General features: G+C 73.1%; 13 protein-coding genes. 6 read left to right on the top strand and 7 right to left on the bottom strand.

Going from position 1 to position 17,719, the window contains the following annotated elements; translation table 11 throughout:
- Window positions 1–182 precede the first annotated feature (182 nt).
- Window positions 183–1,346, top strand: a complete 1,164-nt coding sequence (locus tag ACFVYI_RS01095; protein ID WP_387880057.1) for an acyltransferase family protein — start codon at window positions 183–185, stop codon at window positions 1,344–1,346.
- Here the strand turns inward: ACFVYI_RS01095 and ACFVYI_RS01090 are convergent.
- Entirely contained in the window at window positions 1,313–2,524 is a 1,212-nt protein-coding gene (locus ACFVYI_RS01090) for a hypothetical protein (RefSeq protein WP_387880054.1), read from the bottom strand. The genes ACFVYI_RS01095 and ACFVYI_RS01090 overlap by 34 nt on opposite strands.
- Before the next feature lie 168 nt (window positions 2,525–2,692).
- Entirely contained in the window at window positions 2,693–4,054 is a 1,362-nt protein-coding gene (locus tag ACFVYI_RS01085; protein WP_380576773.1) for a glutamine synthetase family protein, read from the bottom strand.
- Between the two features lie 151 nt (window positions 4,055–4,205).
- Here ACFVYI_RS01085 and ACFVYI_RS01080 point away from each other — a divergent pair, with 151 nt between their 5' ends.
- Window positions 4,206–5,960 carry an NAD+ synthase gene (locus ACFVYI_RS01080; RefSeq protein WP_387880050.1) on the top strand — a complete coding sequence of 585 codons (1,755 nt, stop codon included), beginning with the start codon at window positions 4,206–4,208 and terminating at the stop codon, window positions 5,958–5,960.
- Here ACFVYI_RS01080 and ACFVYI_RS01075 read toward each other — a convergent pair whose 3' ends face one another.
- From ACFVYI_RS01075 to ACFVYI_RS01065, 3 genes are all read right to left on the bottom strand, one after another.
- Complete coding sequence (locus ACFVYI_RS01075) at window positions 5,961–7,094, bottom strand: endonuclease/exonuclease/phosphatase family protein (RefSeq protein WP_387880048.1); 1,134 nt, start codon at window positions 7,092–7,094, stop codon at window positions 5,961–5,963. It lies immediately after the preceding gene.
- Between the two features lie 250 nt (window positions 7,095–7,344).
- Window positions 7,345–7,977 (bottom strand): TetR/AcrR family transcriptional regulator, encoded by a 633-nt coding sequence (locus ACFVYI_RS01070; protein WP_387880045.1) that lies wholly within the window; start codon window positions 7,975–7,977, stop codon window positions 7,345–7,347.
- Window positions 7,978–8,166: 189 nt separating this feature from the next.
- Window positions 8,167–9,795: an MFS transporter gene (locus tag ACFVYI_RS01065; protein WP_387880042.1), complete on the bottom strand. Its 1,629-nt coding sequence runs from the start codon at window positions 9,793–9,795 to the stop codon at window positions 8,167–8,169.
- Window positions 9,796–10,151: 356 nt separating this feature from the next.
- Between ACFVYI_RS01065 and panB the strand changes: the two genes are divergently transcribed.
- The 3 genes from panB (at window position 10,152) to ACFVYI_RS01050 (ending at window position 13,029) form a co-directional block, all read left to right on the top strand.
- On the top strand, window positions 10,152–11,021 hold the full coding sequence (gene panB, locus ACFVYI_RS01060; RefSeq protein ID WP_387880039.1) for a 3-methyl-2-oxobutanoate hydroxymethyltransferase: 870 nt from the start codon (window positions 10,152–10,154) through the stop codon (window positions 11,019–11,021).
- 176 nt (window positions 11,022–11,197) lie between these two features.
- Complete coding sequence (locus tag ACFVYI_RS01055) at window positions 11,198–12,220, top strand: ATP-binding cassette domain-containing protein (protein ID WP_387880037.1); 1,023 nt, start codon at window positions 11,198–11,200, stop codon at window positions 12,218–12,220.
- Window positions 12,217–13,029, top strand: coding sequence for an ABC transporter permease (locus ACFVYI_RS01050; RefSeq protein ID WP_387880034.1), 813 nt, complete (start codon window positions 12,217–12,219; stop codon window positions 13,027–13,029). The genes ACFVYI_RS01055 and ACFVYI_RS01050 overlap by 4 nt, the downstream gene beginning before the upstream one ends.
- Before the next feature lie 49 nt (window positions 13,030–13,078).
- Here the strand turns inward: ACFVYI_RS01050 and ACFVYI_RS01045 are convergent, their stop codons facing one another.
- On the bottom strand, window positions 13,079–16,444 hold the full coding sequence (locus tag ACFVYI_RS01045) for an ATP-binding protein (protein WP_387880031.1): 3,366 nt from the start codon (window positions 16,442–16,444) through the stop codon (window positions 13,079–13,081).
- A gap of 176 nt (window positions 16,445–16,620) precedes the next feature.
- On the opposite strand from ACFVYI_RS01045, the gene ACFVYI_RS01040 reads away from it, so the two are divergent.
- Window positions 16,621–17,436 (top strand): site-2 protease family protein, encoded by an 816-nt coding sequence (locus ACFVYI_RS01040; RefSeq protein WP_387880029.1) that lies wholly within the window; start codon window positions 16,621–16,623, stop codon window positions 17,434–17,436.
- A 19-nt stretch (window positions 17,437–17,455) separates the two neighbouring features.
- Here the strand turns inward: ACFVYI_RS01040 and ACFVYI_RS01035 are convergent, their stop codons facing one another.
- Window positions 17,456–17,650: a hypothetical protein gene (locus ACFVYI_RS01035; RefSeq protein ID WP_360642166.1), complete on the bottom strand. Its 195-nt coding sequence runs from the start codon at window positions 17,648–17,650 to the stop codon at window positions 17,456–17,458.
- Between the last annotated feature and the right edge of the window lie 69 nt (window positions 17,651–17,719).

The raw sequence follows: 17,719 nt of genomic DNA, 5'->3' as shown, positions 1-17,719 counted from the left end.
CCGACCGGTCCGACCCGCCTCCAGCAGGGTACGCGGCCGGGCTCCGCCCTGCGCGTCCCGGGCGCGGCGGCGCCGCCGCGCCCGGGGCGTGTCCTGGATCGGCCCCGGCTCGTTGGACCGGCGCCGACCCCGTCCGAGCCGGTCCCGGCCCGCCCGACCCCGCCCGAGCCCCGGAGCGCCCGATGCCCACCCGCCTGCCCTCGCTCACCGGGCTGCGGTTCTGGGCCGCGCTGCTGGTGGTGCTCTACCACCTCGCCCGCAAGGTCGGCGAGGTGCCGCTGCTCGGCCCGCTCGCCTGGTACGGCCGCAGCGGCGTGACCTTCTTCTTCGTCCTCTCCGGCTTCGTCCTGGCCTGGACGTACGACGGGGTGCCGACCACCGTGCGGCGCTTCGTCCGCCGCCGGTTCGCCCGGATCTGGCCGCTGCACGCGCTCAGCACGGCGGTGTCGCTCGGCGCGGACGCCGCGATCGGCGTGGCGCTGCCGCTGGCGGCGGCGCTCTGGTCGTTGCCGCTGGTGCACCCGTGGGTGCGGGAGACGGTCTTCGGCGGCAACCCGGCCTCCTGGTCGCTCGGCGCGGAGGCCTGGTTCTACCTGCTCTTCCCGTTCCTGCTGCGCGCCCTGGCCCCGCGCCGGCGGCTGTGGGCGCCGCTCGCCGCGGCGTGCGCCGTCCTCGGCCCGGCGCTCTGGGCGGCGGGCGCGTTGCTCCCGGACGACCCGGCGGTCCGCGGCTGGCTCCTGGACTACCTGCCGCTGACCCGCACCCCGCAGTTCGTCCTCGGGGTGGTCACCGGGCTGGCCGTCCGGCGCGGGCGGCTGCCCCGTGTCCCGCTCGCCGCCGCCGCGACGGCGGTGGCCGGCTGGCACCTGCTGCTGGTGCCGTGGCACGCGGCCGCGCCGGACTCCGCCTGGTGGGGCCCCTACAGCGCGTCCCAGCTGTTCCCGGCACCGCTGTTCGCCGCGCTGCTGGTGGCCGCCGCGCAGCGTGACCTCACCCCGTCCGGCGGACCGCGGCTGCTGGCCGGCCGGGCGGCGGTACGGCTCGGCGAGTGGTCCTACGCCTGGTACCTGGTGCACGAGATCGGCATCCGCTGCTGGCTCGCCGTCGCCGGCCGGCCGGCGCCCGGGCCGGCGACGGCGGCGCTCTGGCTGCTGCTGGTCGCCGGGAGCCTGCTGGTGGCCGGCGCGCTGTACCGCTGGGTGGAGCGGCCCTGCGAGCGGGCCCTGCGCGGGCGCCCCGCGCACACGACGGCGCCGCCGCCGCTCCACCCGGTGCGGGTGGTGCGGCAGCGGCGCCGGCCGGTGACGCCGGATCAGCCCTCCAGCGAGCCGTCCAGGTTCACGTAGGCGTAGAAGACGCCCAGGTCGTAGCCGTCCTTGTCGGTGTCGAACCGGATGGAGATGTCGGTGTCCCCGTTGCGCAGGAAGGGCGAGATGTCCCACCGGTTGGAGTCGTAGCCGAAGTTGTTGCGGTTGTACGGGTTGCGGGCGAACTGGTCGGCCGGCGACAGCTCCTCGATGGTGGAGTTGAACGAGTCGTTGACCGCGTGGTTCACGTCCTGGAAGGGCGACACCGGGCCGTTGGTGGACTTCATGGCGAGGGTGTCGCCGGTCCACTTCAGGTCGCCGTCGTAGACCACGAAGCCGAGCTTGCCCGCGACCGGTCCGGTGGCCGGGGTCTTCAGCCCGGTGAGGTCGAACTCGCGCGGCGGGCTGTCCGGCAGCTCGACCTGGAAGCCGTCCCACACGTGGACGTGGCGCAGCGGCTTGCACGGGTTCTCGTACGCCACCACGATCGTCCAGCCGCCCCAGCTGTGCGGCTTGACCACGGAGTCCATGTTGGCCGCGGTGTAGGTGCCGTTGCCGTGCTGCTTGACCAGGTCGGTGATGTCGGCGGAGGCCTGGTAGCTGCTCTCCTCGGTGGTGGTGATGTAGCCGATGGAGGGCTGGTCGTTGGCGATGTTGGTGTACTGGTTGTCGCCCGGGAGCTTCAGGTAGATCTCGTCGATCTGGCTCTCCGGCAGCACCGTGTCGCCGATGCCGCGGGTGCCGCCCCAGTAGAGCCGGGCGTACTTGATCTCGGAGCCCTCCAGCAGGCCGAGGTCGGCGGAGCTGGCGGAGTAGATCGGGTCGCCGAGCGGGCCGATGGAGCCGGGATCGATGTTGATGTACTTCATCTGGTAGTTGTTGTTGATCGGCCGGCTGCCCGCCCCGGTGCGGGCGTCCACGCAGGCGGGCTGGGCCGGGTCGACCGGCGGCTGGGTCTCGTCACAGGTCATCAGCGAGTTGCTGATCCGGGTGACCGACCCGTGGAAGTCGCCCTCGAACCGCGTGGTGAACGGCAGCGGGTTCTGGACGATGGTGTCGGCACGAAGCTCGGGCTGCTTGGGGCCCGATCCGCGGGCGTCGGCGACCGGCGAGGCCAGCAGCTGGGTCGCGACGGCGGCGAAGGCCGCCCCCGCGACGCCGATCCGGCGGGCGAGCAGGCGGGTGGCGGCAGCACGGCTGACGGTGGAGGAGGGCATGAGGTCCTCTCGGGGTGGGGAGGGTTGGATCACGCTTATCGGATCACAACCCAACGTCACAATCCCCTCACATACCGCCACCAGTGAGCGCGGCAACCCAAACGGCGGGCCCGCCGTCATCCATTCGAACGACGGCGGGCCCGAAGGTCCTTGACGTGGCGTCAGGCGTCAGAGCACCTGGAGGTTCTTCCGCAGCTCGAAGGGGGTGACCTCGGAGCGGTACTCCTCCCACTCCTGGCGCTTGTTGCGGAGGAAGAAGTCGAACACGTGCTCGCCGAGGGTCTCCGCGACCAGCTCGCTGCGCTGCATCAGGTCGATGGCCTCGCCGAGGTTCTGCGGCATCGGCTGGATGCCCAGGGCCCGGCGCTCGGCGTCGGTGAGCGCCCAGACGTCGTCGTCCGCGCCGGGCGGGAGTTCGAGGCCCTCCTCGATGCCCTTGAGGCCGGCGGCGAGGGTGACGGCGTAGGCCAGGTAGGGGTTGCAGCCGGTGTCCAGCGAGCGGACCTCGATCCGGGTGGAGCCCTGCTTGCCGGGCTTGTACATCGGGACGCGGATCAGCGCCGAGCGGTTGTTGTGGCCCCAGCAGATGTACGACGGCGCCTCGCCGCCGGCGCCGGCGGTGCGCTGGGAGCCGCCCCAGATCCGCTTGTAGGAGTTCACCCACTGGTTGGTCACGGCGGCCGTCTCGGCGGCGTACTTCAGCAGGCCGGCGATGAAGGAGCGGCCGACCTTGGAGAGCTGGTACTCCGCGCCGGACTCGTGGAACGCGTTGCGGTCGCCCTCGAAGAGCGAGAGGTGGGTGTGCATCCCCGAGCCGGGGTGGTCGGAGAACGGCTTCGGCATGAAGCTGGCGTGCACGCCCTGCTCCAGCGCGACCTCCTTCATGACCAGGCGGAAGGTCATGATGTTGTCGGCGGTGGAGAGCGCGTCGGCGTAGCGCAGGTCGATCTCCTGCTGCCCGGGCGCGCCCTCGTGGTGGGAGAACTCCACCGAGATGCCCATCGACTCCAGCATGGTGATCGCCTGGCGGCGGAAGTCGTGGCCCACGCCGCGCGGCGTGTGGTCGAAGTAGCCGGACTGATCGGCCGGGATCGGGGCGGTGCCGTCGCCGGGCAGGTTCTTCAGCAGGAAGAACTCGATCTCGGGGTGGGTGTAGAAGGTGAACCCGAGCTCGGAGGCCCTCTCCAGGGTGCGCTTCAGCACGAACCGCGGGTCGGCGAAGGACGGGGAGCCGTCCGGCATCAGGATGTCGCAGAACATCCGGGCCGTCCCCGGCGTCTCCGAGCGCCAGGGCAGGATCTGGAAGGTGGTCGGGTCCGGCTTGGCGATCATGTCGGACTCGTACACCCGGGCGAAGCCCTCGATCGCCGACCCGTCGAAGCCGATGCCCTCCTCGAAGGCCTGCTCCAGCTCCGCCGGCGCCACCGCGACCGACTTCAGGAACCCGAGCACGTCGGTGAACCACAGCCGGACGAAACGGATGTCACGCTCTTCGAGCGTCCGGAGCACGAACTCCTGCTGCTTGCCCATGGGGACAGTCTCACCTCTGCTCTTTACGTTCGTGTTACGCCCGGAAACCACCCGAAAGCGACTGAGCCCATCATGGCGGATCGCGGCCCCGGAAGGCAGTGGCAACCCCCCGGACAGGACATTGCGTCAGATCGACGATTAGACTCGTGGCATGCCCAATCTCCGTCTCGCCCTGTGCCAGATCGACCCCTGGGTCGGTGACGTCGACCGCAACGCGGACGAGGTGGTGCGCCGGACCGCGCAGGCCGTCGAGGCCGGTGCCCGGCTGATCGCCTTCCCCGAGATGGCCCTGACCGGGTACCCGGTGGAGGACCTCGCACTGCGCCGCTCGTTCGTCGAGGCGTCCCGCGCCGCGCTGGTCGGGCTGGCCGCGCGGCTGGCCGGGGAGGGGCTGGGCGAGGTGCCGGTCGTGGTCGGCTACCTCGGCCGGTCCGACCAGGCCTCGCCGCGGTTCGGCCGGCCGGCCGGGTCCCCGCAGAACTGCGCCGCGGTGCTGCACCGCGGCGAGGTGGTCACCCGGTTCGCCAAGCACCACCTGCCCAACTACGGGGTGTTCGACGAGTACCGCTGGTTCGTCCCCGGCGACCAGCTGCCGGTGCTGCGGCTGCACGGGGTGGACGTGGCGCTCGCGATCTGCGAGGACATCTGGCAGGACGGCGGCCGGGTGAGCGCCGCCCGGGAGGTCGACGCCGGCCTGCTCCTGGTCGTCAACGGCTCGCCGTACGAGCAGAACAAGGACGACGTCCGGCTGGAGCTGGTCCGCCGGCGCGCCGCCGAGGCGGGCTGCCCGCTGGCCTACGTCAACATGGTCGGCGGCCAGGACGAACTGGTCTTCGACGGCGACTCGGTCGTGGTCGGCGCGGACGGCGCGGTGCTGGGCCGTTCGCCGCAGTTCGAGGAGCACCTGCTCGTGCTCGACCTCGACCTGCCGGCCGCCACCGGCGACCACACCGACGGGCTGCTGCTCACCGACGGCCTGCACCTGGTCCGCTGCGAACTGGGCGGCGAGCCGCTGCCCGCGCCCGCCACCCCGGCCCGGGCCGAGGTGGCGCCCAGGATCTCGGACGAGGCCGAGATCTGGGCCGCGCTGGTCTCCGGCACGCAGGCGTACGTGCGCAAGAACGGCTTCCGCTCGGTGCTGATCGGCCTCTCCGGTGGCATCGACTCCGCGCTGGTGGCGGCCATCGCGGTGGACGCGGTCGGCGCCGGGAACGTGCACTGCGTCTCGATGCCGAGCCGGTACTCCTCGCAGCACTCCCGGGACGACGCCGCCGAGCTGGCCCGCCGGACCGGCCTGCACTTCCGGACGGTGTCGATCGCCCCGATGTTCGACGCCTACCTGGCGGCCACCGAGCTGACCGGCCTGGCCGAGGAGAACCTGCAGTCCCGGCTGCGCGGCACGCTGCTGATGGCGATCTCCAACCAGGAGGGGCACCTCGTGCTCGCGCCGGGCAACAAGAGCGAGCTGGCGGTCGGCTACTCCACCCTGTACGGCGACTCGGTCGGCGCGTTCGGGCCGATCAAGGACGTCTACAAGTCGCTGGTCTTCCGGCTCGCCCGCTGGCGCAACGAGGAGGCCGGGCGGCGCGGTGAGCCGGCGCCGATCCCGGAGCACACCATCGACAAGCCGCCCTCCGCCGAGCTGCGGCCGGACCAGGTGGACACCGACTCGCTGCCCGACTACGACCTGCTGGACACCGTGCTCAGCCTGTACGTCGAGGGCGACCAGGGCCGGGACGCGATCGTGGCGGCCGGTTTCGACCCCGCGGTGGTCGACCGGGTCGTCCGGCTGGTCGACACCGCCGAGTACAAGCGCCGGCAGTACCCGCCGGGCCCGAAGATCTCGGCCAAGGGCTTCGGCCGGGACCGCCGGCTGCCGATCACCAACCGGTGGCGCCGGGGCTGATCACCCCTGGTAGCGATAGGCGGCGGCGACCGCGAGGTGGTCGCTGCCGTCCTCGCCCAGGGTGCGGGAGTCGGTGGGCTTCAGACCGCCCTTGCTCATGATCTGGTCGATCCGGGCCATCGGGAAGGACGCCGGCCAGCTGAAGCCGAAGCCGTCGCCGGCCGCGCCCTGGGCCGAGCGCATCTGCGAGGTGATCGGTGCGAGGCTGCGGTCGTTCATGGTGCCGTTGAGGTCACCGAGCAGCAGCACCTTCTTCAGCGGCTCGGCCTGGATCGCGTCGCCGAGCGCCTGGGCGCTGGCGTCCCGCTGGTCGACGGTGAAACCGCCCTCGGCCTTCAGCCGGACGGACGGCAGGTGCGCGACGTACACCGCGACCGGGCCCTGCGGCGTGGTGACCTGGGCGCGGAAGGCCCTGGTCCAGCCCATCTTGATGTTCACCACCGAGACGCCGCTGATCGGGTACTTGGACCAGAGCCCGACCGTGCCCTCCACCGCGTGGTACGGGTAGCTGTCGGCCAGCCCGGTCTCGATGGCACGCATCGGCTTCCCGGCCAGCTCCTGGAGCGCGACGATCTGGGCGCCCGACTCCTCCAGCAGCTTCACGGTGCGCTGCGGGTCGGTGTTGGAGGCGGCCACGTTGTGGCTGACCACCGTCCAGTCCCCGGTGCCGCCGCTCTTGTCGCTGAGCAGCCCGCCGAACATGTTGAACCAGATCACCACGGGCAGCAGCAGCGCGATCAGCGCGGTGGCGGACCGGCGCAGCAGGGCGGGCACCAGCAGGAGCGGGACGGCCAGGCCGAGCCAGGGCAGGAAGGTCTCCAGCAGGCTGCCGAGGTTGCCGACGGTGTTGGGCACCTCGGCGTGGAAGGCCAGCAGGGCCGCGGTGGCCAGCGCGAGGGCGGCGAGCAGCAGACCGCGCCGCCAGGTGGTGCTGCCCCGGGCGTCCCGGCCCCAGCCGCGCAGCCCCAGGAATCCGGCCCCCGGGCCGCCGGAGCCGCCCGCACCGTCGAAGCCGCCGAAGCCCTCGGCGCCGTCCGGGCCGGTACCGGTGCCGGTGCCGGTGCCCCCGGTGGTGGCCGGGGCGCCGCCCCCCGCCGCCGGTGCCGCCCGGTCCGTCCAGTCCGCCTGCGCCATCCTGTGGCTCCCGTTCGTTCGTGCCGTCTGCCGGTCCGACGCGCGGCGCCGCCGGAGAGCGGGCACGGTGCCGGACTGGTGCCGGTTTGATCGGATTCCCGGCTCAGCCTATGCCGGGACAGACGCGGGCCCGGTGGAGCGGGTTCCGGCGTGGCCCGGTTTGGTGAGCCAGGCCACGCCCGGGTACCCGGACGGGCAGGACGGGGGACGCCGGGACGAGGTCACGGCGGCGGCTCCGGTACCGGGCCCGTCAGTCGCGGGCGGCCGGGCCGGCCAGGCCCTGGAGGAGTGCGTCGATCATCCGGGTGGCCAGCTCGGGATCGTCGAGGTCGGACTCCTCCCACAGGATGCTGCGGGTGAGGATCGGACCGATCAGCAGGTCGGCGAGGAGTTCCTCGCCGAGGTCGGCCCGGAGCACGCCCTCGGCGATGCCCCGGCGGATCAGGTCGCGCGCCAGCATCCGGCGCGGCGTGATCACCCGTTCGCGGTAGGCGGCGTGCAGCTCGGGCCAGCTGTGCATCTGGCTGAGCGCGGCCTTGAGCACCCAGCGGGAGCGCTTGGCGAGGCCGCGTTTGCGCATGTACTCGACCATCGCGATCAGGTCGTCCCGGACGGCGCCGCCGGTGCTCTCCGGGACGGGCGCCTCCAGCCTGCTGACCATGTCGACCAGCAGCGCCTCCTTGTTGGGCCAGCGCCGGTAGATGGTGGCCTTGCCGACGCCGGCGGCGGTGGCGATGCCCTCGATGGTCAGCTCGGCCAGGCCGGTGCCGGTCGCCATGAGTTCCTCGACGGCGGTGAAAATGGCCTGCTCGGCCGCCTCGCTGCGCGGGCGGCCCCGCCGCGGGCCGGCGCAGTCCGGCGCGACCGTGGTGTCCGTCTTCATCCCCGCTGTTCTCCCTCGATGGTCGCGGGCGCGCGGCGCCGTTCCACTTCCGATTGTCGTCCGTGCTCCGGCCCGGTGGAAGCCGCCGTACGCACGGTGGCCCCGGCCACCCGGACGGGTCCGGGCGGCCGGGGCCATTCTCGCTCAGCTCAGCCGCGGCTCAGCCTGGGTCCGGCCGGCTGCCACCGGTCAGGCGTCGGCCGCCTCGGTCTCCCGCACGGGTCCGGCCGCCTTCTCCGGGACGGGCGCGCCACCCGGCGCGCCGCCGGGGCCGCCCGCCGGGACCCGGCCGGGGAGCAGGAACCAGGCGAGCAGCGCGCCGACCGCGGTGACGCCGGCCGAGAGGCCGGCCACCACGTGCATGGCGTCGATGAAGGAGGCGTTGGCCGGGCCGATCAGCTCGGCGCCCTGCGGGCCGAGCTTGCCGGCGACGGCCATGGTGGCCTCCAGGGACTCGCCAGCCTTCTCCCGCAGCGCCTCGGTCGGCAGCTTGTCCAGCTGGTCGGCCATGCCGTCGCGGTAGACGGTGGAGAGCACCGCGCCGAGCACGGCGACCCCGAGCGAGCCGCCGACCTGGCGGAAGGTGTTGTTGATGGCCGAACCGGCACCGGCCTTCTCGCGCGGCAGCGAGCCCATGATGGCGACGGTGACCGGCGGCATCACGTGCGCCATGCCGCTGCCCATCAGCAGACCGAGGACCACCAGCACCCAGATCGGCGTGTCGACGCCGAGCAGCAGGTACCCGAGGAAGCCGATCGCGATCAGCGCCATGCCGCCGGCGCAGGTGGCGCGGACGCCGAAGCGGTCCACCACCAGCCGGGCCCGCGGTGCGAACAGCAGCTGGGCGGCGGCCAGCGGCAGCATCAGCACACCGGCCTGCAGCGCGCTGTAGCCGCGCACGCTCTGGGTGTAGAAGACGCCGAAGAAGGAGACGCCCATCAGCGCGAAGAAGACCACGCCGACGACGACCACGGAGGCGCTGAACACCTTGTTGCGGAACCAGGTGACGTCCAGCGCCGGGTGTGCGGTGCGGCGCTCGAACCAGACGAAGGCGACCAGCGCGACCACGCCGACCAGCACCGGCCCCCAGGCCTCGGGGGAGGTGAAGTCCGCCAGCTCGCCGCCCTTGATGATGCCGAAGATCAGCGCGACCAGACCGATGATCGAGAGCAGCACGCCGATCGGGTCGAGCCGGCCCGGGTTCGGGTCCTTGGACTCGGGCACCAGCAGCACCATCGCGATCACGGCGATCACCACGATCGGGACGTTGATCAGGAAGACCGAGCCCCACCAGAAGTGCTCGATCAGCAGGCCGCCGGTGATCGGGCCGATCGCGATAGCGAGGCCGACCGCGCCGGCCCAGATGCCGATCGCCTTGGGCTGCTCGGCGCGCTCGAAGACGTTCATGATGATGGCGAGCGTGGCCGGCATCGCCAGCGCGCCGCCGACCCCCATCAGCGCGCGATAGCCGATGAGTTCACCCGGCGAGGCGGCCAGCGCGGAGAGCAGCGAGGCTATGCCGAAGACCACCATGCCGGCCAGCAGGGCGCGCTTGCGGCCGAACCGGTCACCGAGCAGGCCCGCCGTGAACAGCAGCCCGGCGAAGACCAGGGTGTACGAGTTGATCGACCATTCCAGGTCGCTCTGGCTGGCGCCGAGCCCGGTGGGTGCCGGGGACGCGATGGTCTTCATCGCGACGTTCAGGATCGAGTTGTCCAGAACGACGACGAGCAGGGCGAGCACCAGGGTGCAGAGGATCGCCCAGCGCCGGCGGTGGATGGCTTCCGGCACGCGAGGTGGCGCGGCTGCGGTGGTCATTGCGGTCTTCCCGTCCGTGGTGGCGTGTCACTGGCGGCAATTCCGAGTCGCATGCGTCTCGTAACCCCCGGGTCAGCGTAGCGCGACTTTCGATACGAGACGAATCCGTTTCGTAAAGATCGGGCAAAGGACCCGGGCGGAGGGCGGGGCCTCGGCACGGCCCGGGACGGGGGCCGAGGCGGGGGCCGGGACGGGGGCCGAGGCGGGGCCGGGCCGGGGGCCGGAGCGGGTGTGCCGCAGATCGCAACCCGGCCGGGGCACGCCTCTTTGCGCCCGCGCCGGGGCGTGCAAGCATGGAGGGGATCCGGGGACGCCACACGGCGCCACGAGACGACGACCCTTCAGGAGCCTGTTCGATGAACGCTTCTTCGCCCTCGCCTGCCCAGAACCAGGCGTCGACCGCCACCCTCTACGGTGGGGTCACCAACCGCCGCGTCACCGTACGCGATCTCGCCGCCGCCAAGCAGCGCGGCGAGAAGTGGTCGATGCTCACCGCCTACGACGCCCTCACCGCAGGCGTCTTCGACGAGGCCGGCACCCCCGTCCTGCTGGTCGGCGACTCGGCGGGCAACTGCCACCTCGGCTACGAGACCACCGTCCCGGTGACCATGGATCAGATGGTGATGCTCGCCGCCGCCGTCGTCCGCGGCACGAAGCGGGCGATGGTCGTCGCCGACCTGCCCTTCGGCTCCTACCAGGAGTCCCCCGCGCAGGCGATGCACAACGCCGCCCGGCTGATGAAGGAGGCCGGGGTCGGCGCGGTCAAGCTGGAGGGCGGCGAGCGCAGCGCCCGCTCGATCGAGCTGCTGGTCGAGGCCGGCATCCCGGTGATGGCGCACATCGGCCTCACCCCGCAGTCCGTGCACGCCCTCGGCGGCTACCCCGTCCAGGGCCGCGGCGACGAGGCGGCGCACCAGCTGCTGCGCGACGCCAAGGCCGTCCAGCAGTCCGGCGCCTTCGCGGTGGTCCTGGAGGCCGTCCCCGCCGAGCTGGCCGCCCAGGTCACCGAGCAGCTGTCGATCCCGACCGTCGGCATCGGCGCGGGCGTGGACACCGACGCCCAGGTGCTGGTCTGGACGGACATGGCCGGCATGACGGCCGGCCGGGTGCCGAAGTTCGTCAAGCAGTACGCCGACCTGCGGACGGTGCTCGGCGCGGCCGCCCGCGAGTTCGCCGCCGACGTGCAGTCCGGCGCCTTCCCCGCCCCGGAGCACACCTTCCACTGACCGCCGGCGTCGGGCCCCGTTCCCTCCGGAGCGGGGCCCGTGCCGTACCCGTCGGCGGCCCGGACCGCGGCACCGGGAGCGGCGCGACAGCGTCGCGACAGCACGATGACAGCGGGCCCCCGGGGCCGGTCGCCCGGTGACAGCACCGCGACAGCCGGGTCGGACAGCCTGGGGGCATGACACGAATCGCCACTGCCCCGAACGACCGGGGGCCCGCCGCAGGCAACGCCGTCGAGGTCCGCGGCATCGTCAAGCACTACGGCGCGACCAAGGCGCTCGACGGTGTCGACCTCACCGTCCGCGAAGGCACCGTCCTCGGTGTGCTCGGCCCCAACGGCGCGGGCAAGACCACGCTGGTGCGGATCCTCTCCACCCTGATCAGGCCGGACGCCGGCACCGCCTTCGTCGGCGGCTACGACGTGCTGCGCCAGCCCAAGCAACTGCGCCGCACGATCGGCCTGACCGGCCAGTACGCCTCCGTCGACGAGATGCTCTCCGGCTACGAGAACCTCTACCTGATAGGCCGGCTGCTGGACCTCTCCCGCAAGGACGCCAAGGCCCGCGCCGCCGAGCTGCTGGAGCGCTTCTCGCTCACCGAGGCCGGCAAGCGCGTCGCCAAGACCTACTCCGGCGGGATGCGCCGGCGCCTCGACCTGGCCGCCAGCATGATCGGCCGCCCCCGGGTCCTCTACCTGGACGAGCCCACCACCGGCCTGGACCCGCGCACCCGCAACGAGGTCTGGGACGAGGTGCAGCGCATGGTCGCCGAGGGCACCACGGTGCTGCTCACCACCCAGTACATGGAGGAGGCCGAGCAGCTCGCCGAGGAGCTGACCGTGATCGACCGGGGCCGGGTGATCGCCTCCGGCGGGGTCGCCGAACTCAAGGCCCAGGTCGGCGGCCGCACCCTCCAGGTCCGCCCGGTGCACCCGGCCGAACTGCCCGAGATGGCCCGCTGCCTGCACGAGACCGGGATCGCCGACGCCACCGTCTCCGCCGACACCGGGCTGCTCTCGGTGCCGATCACCGGCGAGGAGCAGCTGACCGCCGTGGTCGGGGTGCTCGGGACCCGCGGCTTCGCGCTCGCCGGCATCGACACCCGGGTGCCCAGCCTCGACGAGGTCTTCCTCGCCATCACCGGCAAGACCGCGACCGTCGCGGCCCCCGCCCCGAGCCTCGTCAAGGAGCCCGTCGCATGACCACCGCAACCGTCGCCCCCGCCCGGGCGGAGGACACCCGGATCGGCCTGACCGGCGCCTTCCGGCACATCGGCGCGCTGACCCGCCGCAACCTGATGCGGATCAAGGCGGACCCGGAGTCGATGTTCGACGCGGTGCTGATGCCGATCATCTTCATCGTGCTCTTCGTCTACGTCTTCGGCGGCGCGATGTCCGTCGGACAGGACGGGTACAAGCAGTACCTGATCCCCGGTCTGCTCGGGCAGACCGGGATCACCCTGGCGATGGCCGTCGGCACCGGCCTGAACAGCGACTTCCAGACCGGGGTGATGGACCGGTTCCGGACGCTGCCGATCGGCCGCTCCTCCGTGCTGATCTCCAAGATCGCCGCGGAGACCTGCCGGGCGCTGCTCTCCTTCACCATCCTGATCGGCTTCGCGCTGATCCTCGGCTTCGAGGTGAAGACCGGCCCGCTGGAGCTGCTGGCCGCGATCGGGCTGTCGCTGCTGTTCGGCATGTCGATCGTCTGGATCTCGATGCTGCTGGGCCTGGCGCTGAAGAGCGCCCAGGCCGTCCAGGGGGTCTCGACGCTCGTCCTGATGCCGCTGCAGTTCGGCAGCTCGATCTTCGCCCCGACCGGCACCATGCCCGGCTGGCTGCAGTCCTTCACCGACGTCAACCCGCTCTCGGCCCTCGCCGACGCCTGCCGGGCGCTGCTCAACGGCGAGGGCGCGGTGGCCCACCCGGTGCTCATCGTGCTGGGCTGGTCGATCGGCATCACCGTGGTCTTCGCGCCGCTCGCGGTGGCCCGGTTCCGCAAGCGGACCTGACCGCCCGCACCCCGTGATCCGGCCGGCCGGCAGACCCCTGGGACGGAGGTCAGCCGGCCGGCCAGTCGGTCATCAGATCGAGCATGGTGCCCGCCTGGGTTATCGACAGGCCGGCGCCCTGCGCGTGGGCGGCGGCGTAGGCCTCCGCACCGAGCAGGGCGCGCAGGCTCGTCTCGGCGCGTTCGCCCTCGACCCGGTCCAGGTAGCCGCCCTTCGGCCCGTTCAGACCGGCGTACGAGCCGAGCAGGACGGCCGCCCGGCGGGCCGCTTCGAGGTCGTTGTCGCGCTCGGCGAAGGAGCGCAGCACACCGACCGCCGGGGGCACCAGCATCACCGACATCCGCTCGGCGAGGCCGCTCGCCGCCTCCGGCACGTCGGTCAGCAACCGGCGCCCCTCGTGCAGCAGTCCGAGCCCGAACTCCGGATCCCCGGCGAGGGCGGCGATCCAGCCCCGGGTGACCGTCAGCATCCCGTCCACCAGGCCGGGGGCGAAGGCGCCCACCCTGCGCGCGCTCAACTCGTCCAACTGGCGCAGCGCTTCGTCGTACTCGCCGCGCTGGGCGAGGATGCCGCAGAGGATCAGGCGCCCGAAGAGCAACGCGCCGTTGGCCGCCTGGCTCTCGCCCGGATCGACCCCGGCCAGGGCCTCCCGGATGCAGCGCTCGCCCTCGGCGAGGTCGCTGCCGAGCATCGCCCCGCCGAGCTGCACCTTCAGCATCGGCACCTCCTGCGGGGCGCCCAGCAGCTCGGCCAGCTCGATCGCCTGCCGGTAGGCGGCGACGGCCTCCTCGGCCCGGCCCTGGTTGGCCATCGACTCGCCGCGGGCCGCGTAGGCCTGGGACATCCCCCAGCGGTCGCCGCAGCGCCGGAACAGCTCCAGCGACTCCTCGCCGTCCAGGACGGACTGCTCCAGTCCACCGGGCCAGTCGTTCAGCATCTTGGCCCGGATCTGCAGGATGAACGCCAGGTCGTTGTCGCGGCCGTGCCGGCGACAGCCCTCCACCGCATCGGTCAGCAGCTCGTCCATCTGCCCCATCCGGCCGGCCAGGAAGGCCCCGAACACCCGCATCAGGCCCGGGAACCGGTAGGCCTGCGGGAGCTCGGGGGTGTAGGCGTCGAGCAGGTGCTGGGCGAGCTGCAGCGCCTCGCGGTCGCCCAGCACGTCCAGGTTGCCCTCGAAGAGCCCGACCAGTCGGTACATCACCACCTCGCGGCGGGCCTCCGCCGCCACCTCGGGCGGCAGCGGCATGCCGAACTCCAGCACCGGCCGCTCCAGCGGCTCCACCGGCAGGGTGCCCGGACCGAACGGGTCCGGCCCGATCGCGCCCACCGCCTCGTACCACTCCCGGGCCTCCAGCCCGAAGCCGCGCAGCGACCAGTACCAGCTCATGCCGAGCACCAGGACCAGCGCCTCGTGCTCGTCGCCGCCGTCCACCGCCCGCCGCAGCGCGGCCCGGATGTTGTCCTGCTCCCGCTCCAGCACCGCCAGCCAGGCCAGCTGCTCCGGGCCGTGCAGGTGCAGCTCGGCGGTGCGGACCAGCTCGCGGAAGTGCTCGATGTGCCGGCGCTCCGTCCCGCTCCGCTCGGCCGCCTCGGCCAGCCGCTCGACGGCGTACTCGTGGATGGTCTCCAGCATCCGGTAGCGCGGCAGGCCCTCGCCGCCCAGGTCGGCCATCAGCAGCGACTTGTCGACCAGCGAGAGCAGGACGTCGGCGACCTCCTCGCGGGGCACCTCGGCCTCGTCGGCGCAGACCGCCTCGGCGTCCTCCAGGCGCCAGCCGCCGGAGAAGACCGAGAGCCGGCGCAGCACCGCCCGCTCCTGCTTGCCGAGGAGGTCCCAGCTCCAGTCGACCACCGCCCGCAGGGTCTGCTGACGCGGCAGCAGGGTGCGGCTGCCGGCGGTGAGCAGCGCGAACCGGCCGTCCAGGCGGTCGGCGATCTGGCGGGCCGTCATCACCCGCAGCCGGGCGGCGGCCAGTTCGATGGCGAGCGGCAGGCCGTCCAGCCGGCGGCAGATCTCGGCGCAGGCGGCCGGGTCGCTCTGCGGGTCGAAGCCGGGCCGGGCCGCGGCGGCGCGCTCGGCGAGCAGGCGCAGCGCCACCGGGTCGGGCAACGGCTCGACCGGCAGGACGCTCTCGCCGGGGACGCCCAGCGGTTCGCGGCTGGTGGCGAGGACGGTGAGGCCGGGGCACTCGGCGAGCAGCTGGTCGGTGAGGTCGGCGGCGGCCTGGATCAGGTGCTCGCAGTTGTCCAGGACGAGCAGCATCCGGCGGTGGCCGCAGTACTCGACCAGCCGGCGGACCGGGTCCTCGGCCCGGCTCTCCAGCACCTCGGCGACCTTGCCGCCGGTGTGCAGCACGGTCTCGCGCAGGCCGAGCGCGGAGACCACCGCGGCCGGGACGGCCTGCGGGCTCTCCAGCGGGGCGAGCTCGGCCAGCCAGACGCCGTCCGGCCAGCGGCCGGCGCCCTGCTCGGCGCGGCCGGCCTCGATCGAGAGCCTGGTCTTGCCGGAGCCGCCGGGGCCGGTCAGGGTGACCAGCCGGCTGCCGGTCAGGGCGGTGCGCAGCGCGCCGAGGTCGTCCTCACGGCCGACGAAACTGGTGAGCCGGCCGCGCAGGTTGCCCGCGCCGCGGGGCGGCTGGGGCGCCGGTGGCGGCGTCTGCTCGCGCGCCGGCGGCCGGCCGGCCGGCCGGGGCGCCTCGACCGGGGCCAGCAGCTCGGCGTGGAGGTCCTGGAGCCGACGGCCCGGGTCGACGCCGAGCTCGTCCGCCAGGGCGCGCCTGGTCCGCTCGTAGTGGCGCAGCGCCTCGGCGGTGCGACCGCTCTCGTGCAGGGCCCGGACCATCAGGTACTGCAGGTGCTCGTCCAGCGGCTGCCGCTCGCAGAGCTCGGTGAGTTCGGCGGTGAGCTCGGCGGCCCGGCCGAGGCCGAGGTCGGCGGTGATCCGGTGCCGGCGGGCCTCGTCCCGCTGGGCCTCCAGCCGGGCGGCGGGGCCGCCGCGGTCGGGCAGGTCGGCGAGGGCGGGGCCGCGCCAGAGCGCCAGGGCGGCGCCCAGCCGCTCGGCGGCCAGCGCGTGGTCGGCGCCCTCCAGCGCCCGGCGGCCCTCGTCGGCGAGGCGCTGGAAGTCGCCGAGGTCCGTCCTCGGCTCGGTCAGCCAGTAGCCGGCCGGGCCGGAGCCGACCCGGTCGCGGCCGATGGTGCGGCGCAGCCGGCCGACCAGGGTCTGCAGCGCGGCGGAGGAGTCCTGCGGTGGATCGGTGTCCCACACCTCGTCCACCAGGAGGTCGGCCGGCACCGGCCGGCCCTGCCGCAGGACCAGCGCGGCGAGCAGCGCCCGCAGCCGGGCACCGCCGAGCGGGACCGGCGTGCCGTCGTCGTGGTGGGCCGTGGTGGTGCCGAGGATGCCGTAGTGCACCCGCCCATTCTGGTCGATGGCCGGTGGTGCCACGCACACGTTTTGCCGACCGGGCCCGGAGTGCGGAACCGGAGCCCGGGCGCCGTACGTTCACCGGGAACGGCTTGTCCGGCAACGGGCCCGCCGGGCATGATCGGTCCCCTGCCCGCACCCCAGACCCCCGGAGCGACCACGCCATGACCTTCGCCGCAACGCAGCGCTCGCGCAGCGAGGACCGACGGATCAGCCCGGTGTTCTGGGCGATGCTGGCGACCCTCGTGACCTCCGGCTGGGCGGTCTACGCGGGCTACGGCAACGCCCGGTTCGGGGTCTTCCTGTTCGTGGTGGCGGGCTGGATGGTCTCGCTCTGCCTGCACGAGTACGCCCATGCCCGCACCGCGCTGCACGGCGGCGACATCACCGTCGGCGCCAAGGGCTACCTCACGCTCAACCCGCTCAAGTACGCCAACGCGCTGCTGAGCTTCGTGCTGCCGATCGTCTTCGTGCTGCTCGGCGGCATCGGCCTGCCCGGCGGCGCGGTCTGGATCGAGCGGCACCGGATCAACGGGCGGCTCAAGCACAGCCTGATCTCGGCGGCCGGCCCGCTGGTGAACCTGGCCGCCGCGGTGCTGATCCTGGTCCCGGTCGGGGCCGGCTGGCTGGACGGCAGCGAGGTGCACGCGGTCTGGAACGGCTACGAGCTGAGCGTGTCGCCGCTGGCGCTGGCGCTGGGCTTCCTCGGCATGCTGCAGCTCAGCGCGACCCTGCTGAACCTGCTGCCGGTGCCGGGCCTGGACGGTTACGGGATCATCGAGCCCTGGCTGTCCCACAAGGCCCGCCGGGCGGTCGAGCCGTTCGCCCCGTACGGGATGCTGGCGATCTTCGCGCTGCTCTGGCAGCCCGAGGTGAACCACTACTTCTTCGAGGCCGTCTACGGCGTGATGGACCTGCTCGGCGTCGACCGGGCGTACGCCCAGGTCGGCCACGACCTGTTCACCTTCTGGAAGGACTAGCCGGGAGGACCGGCCCCGTTCAGGAGGTGCCGGCCCGCTCGGCGGCGGCCTTCGCCAGCTTCGCCCGGCGCAGGTTCAGCCAGAGGACGTTGCTGGCCACCCCGGCCAGCGGGATCCAGACCAGGCCCACCCAGTTGCCCTGCACCATGGAGACCACGGCGGCGGCCAGGGCGAGGACGACGACGATCGAGGCGAAGAGGGACGTGCGGGGCATGGCGGGGAGCTCCTAAGGCCGGGTGACGGTCGACCCCCATTCTCGCCGACCTCACCCCCGGCCCGGGCC

The organism is Kitasatospora sp. NPDC058218 (assembly GCF_042882445.1).
Lineage (GTDB): Bacteria > Actinomycetota > Actinomycetes > Streptomycetales > Streptomycetaceae > Kitasatospora.
Note: the sequence above shows the minus strand (reverse complement) of the source record. Positions and strands in the feature narration are given on the sequence as shown.

What these genes read in the sequence shown, in the direction of transcription:
- ACFVYI_RS01095 (WP_387880057.1), top strand. Translation starts at nt 183, where the DNA reads ATGCCCACCCGCCTGCCCTCGCTCACCGGGCTGCGGTTCTGGGCCGCG.
- ACFVYI_RS01090 (WP_387880054.1), bottom strand. Translation starts at nt 2,524, where the DNA reads ATGCCCTCCTCCACCGTCAGCCGTGCTGCCGCCACCCGCCTGCTCGCC.
- ACFVYI_RS01085 (WP_380576773.1), bottom strand. Translation starts at nt 4,054, where the DNA reads ATGGGCAAGCAGCAGGAGTTCGTGCTCCGGACGCTCGAAGAGCGTGAC.
- ACFVYI_RS01080 (WP_387880050.1), top strand. Translation starts at nt 4,206, where the DNA reads ATGCCCAATCTCCGTCTCGCCCTGTGCCAGATCGACCCCTGGGTCGGT.
- ACFVYI_RS01075 (WP_387880048.1), bottom strand. Translation starts at nt 7,094, where the DNA reads ATGGCGCAGGCGGACTGGACGGACCGGGCGGCACCGGCGGCGGGGGGC.
- ACFVYI_RS01070 (WP_387880045.1), bottom strand. Translation starts at nt 7,977, where the DNA reads ATGAAGACGGACACCACGGTCGCGCCGGACTGCGCCGGCCCGCGGCGG.
- ACFVYI_RS01065 (WP_387880042.1), bottom strand. Translation starts at nt 9,795, where the DNA reads ATGACCACCGCAGCCGCGCCACCTCGCGTGCCGGAAGCCATCCACCGC.
- panB (WP_387880039.1), top strand. Translation starts at nt 10,152, where the DNA reads ATGAACGCTTCTTCGCCCTCGCCTGCCCAGAACCAGGCGTCGACCGCC.
- ACFVYI_RS01055 (WP_387880037.1), top strand. Translation starts at nt 11,198, where the DNA reads ATGACACGAATCGCCACTGCCCCGAACGACCGGGGGCCCGCCGCAGGC.
- ACFVYI_RS01050 (WP_387880034.1), top strand. Translation starts at nt 12,217, where the DNA reads ATGACCACCGCAACCGTCGCCCCCGCCCGGGCGGAGGACACCCGGATC.
- ACFVYI_RS01040 (WP_387880029.1), top strand. Translation starts at nt 16,621, where the DNA reads ATGACCTTCGCCGCAACGCAGCGCTCGCGCAGCGAGGACCGACGGATC.
- ACFVYI_RS01035 (WP_360642166.1), bottom strand. Translation starts at nt 17,650, where the DNA reads ATGCCCCGCACGTCCCTCTTCGCCTCGATCGTCGTCGTCCTCGCCCTG.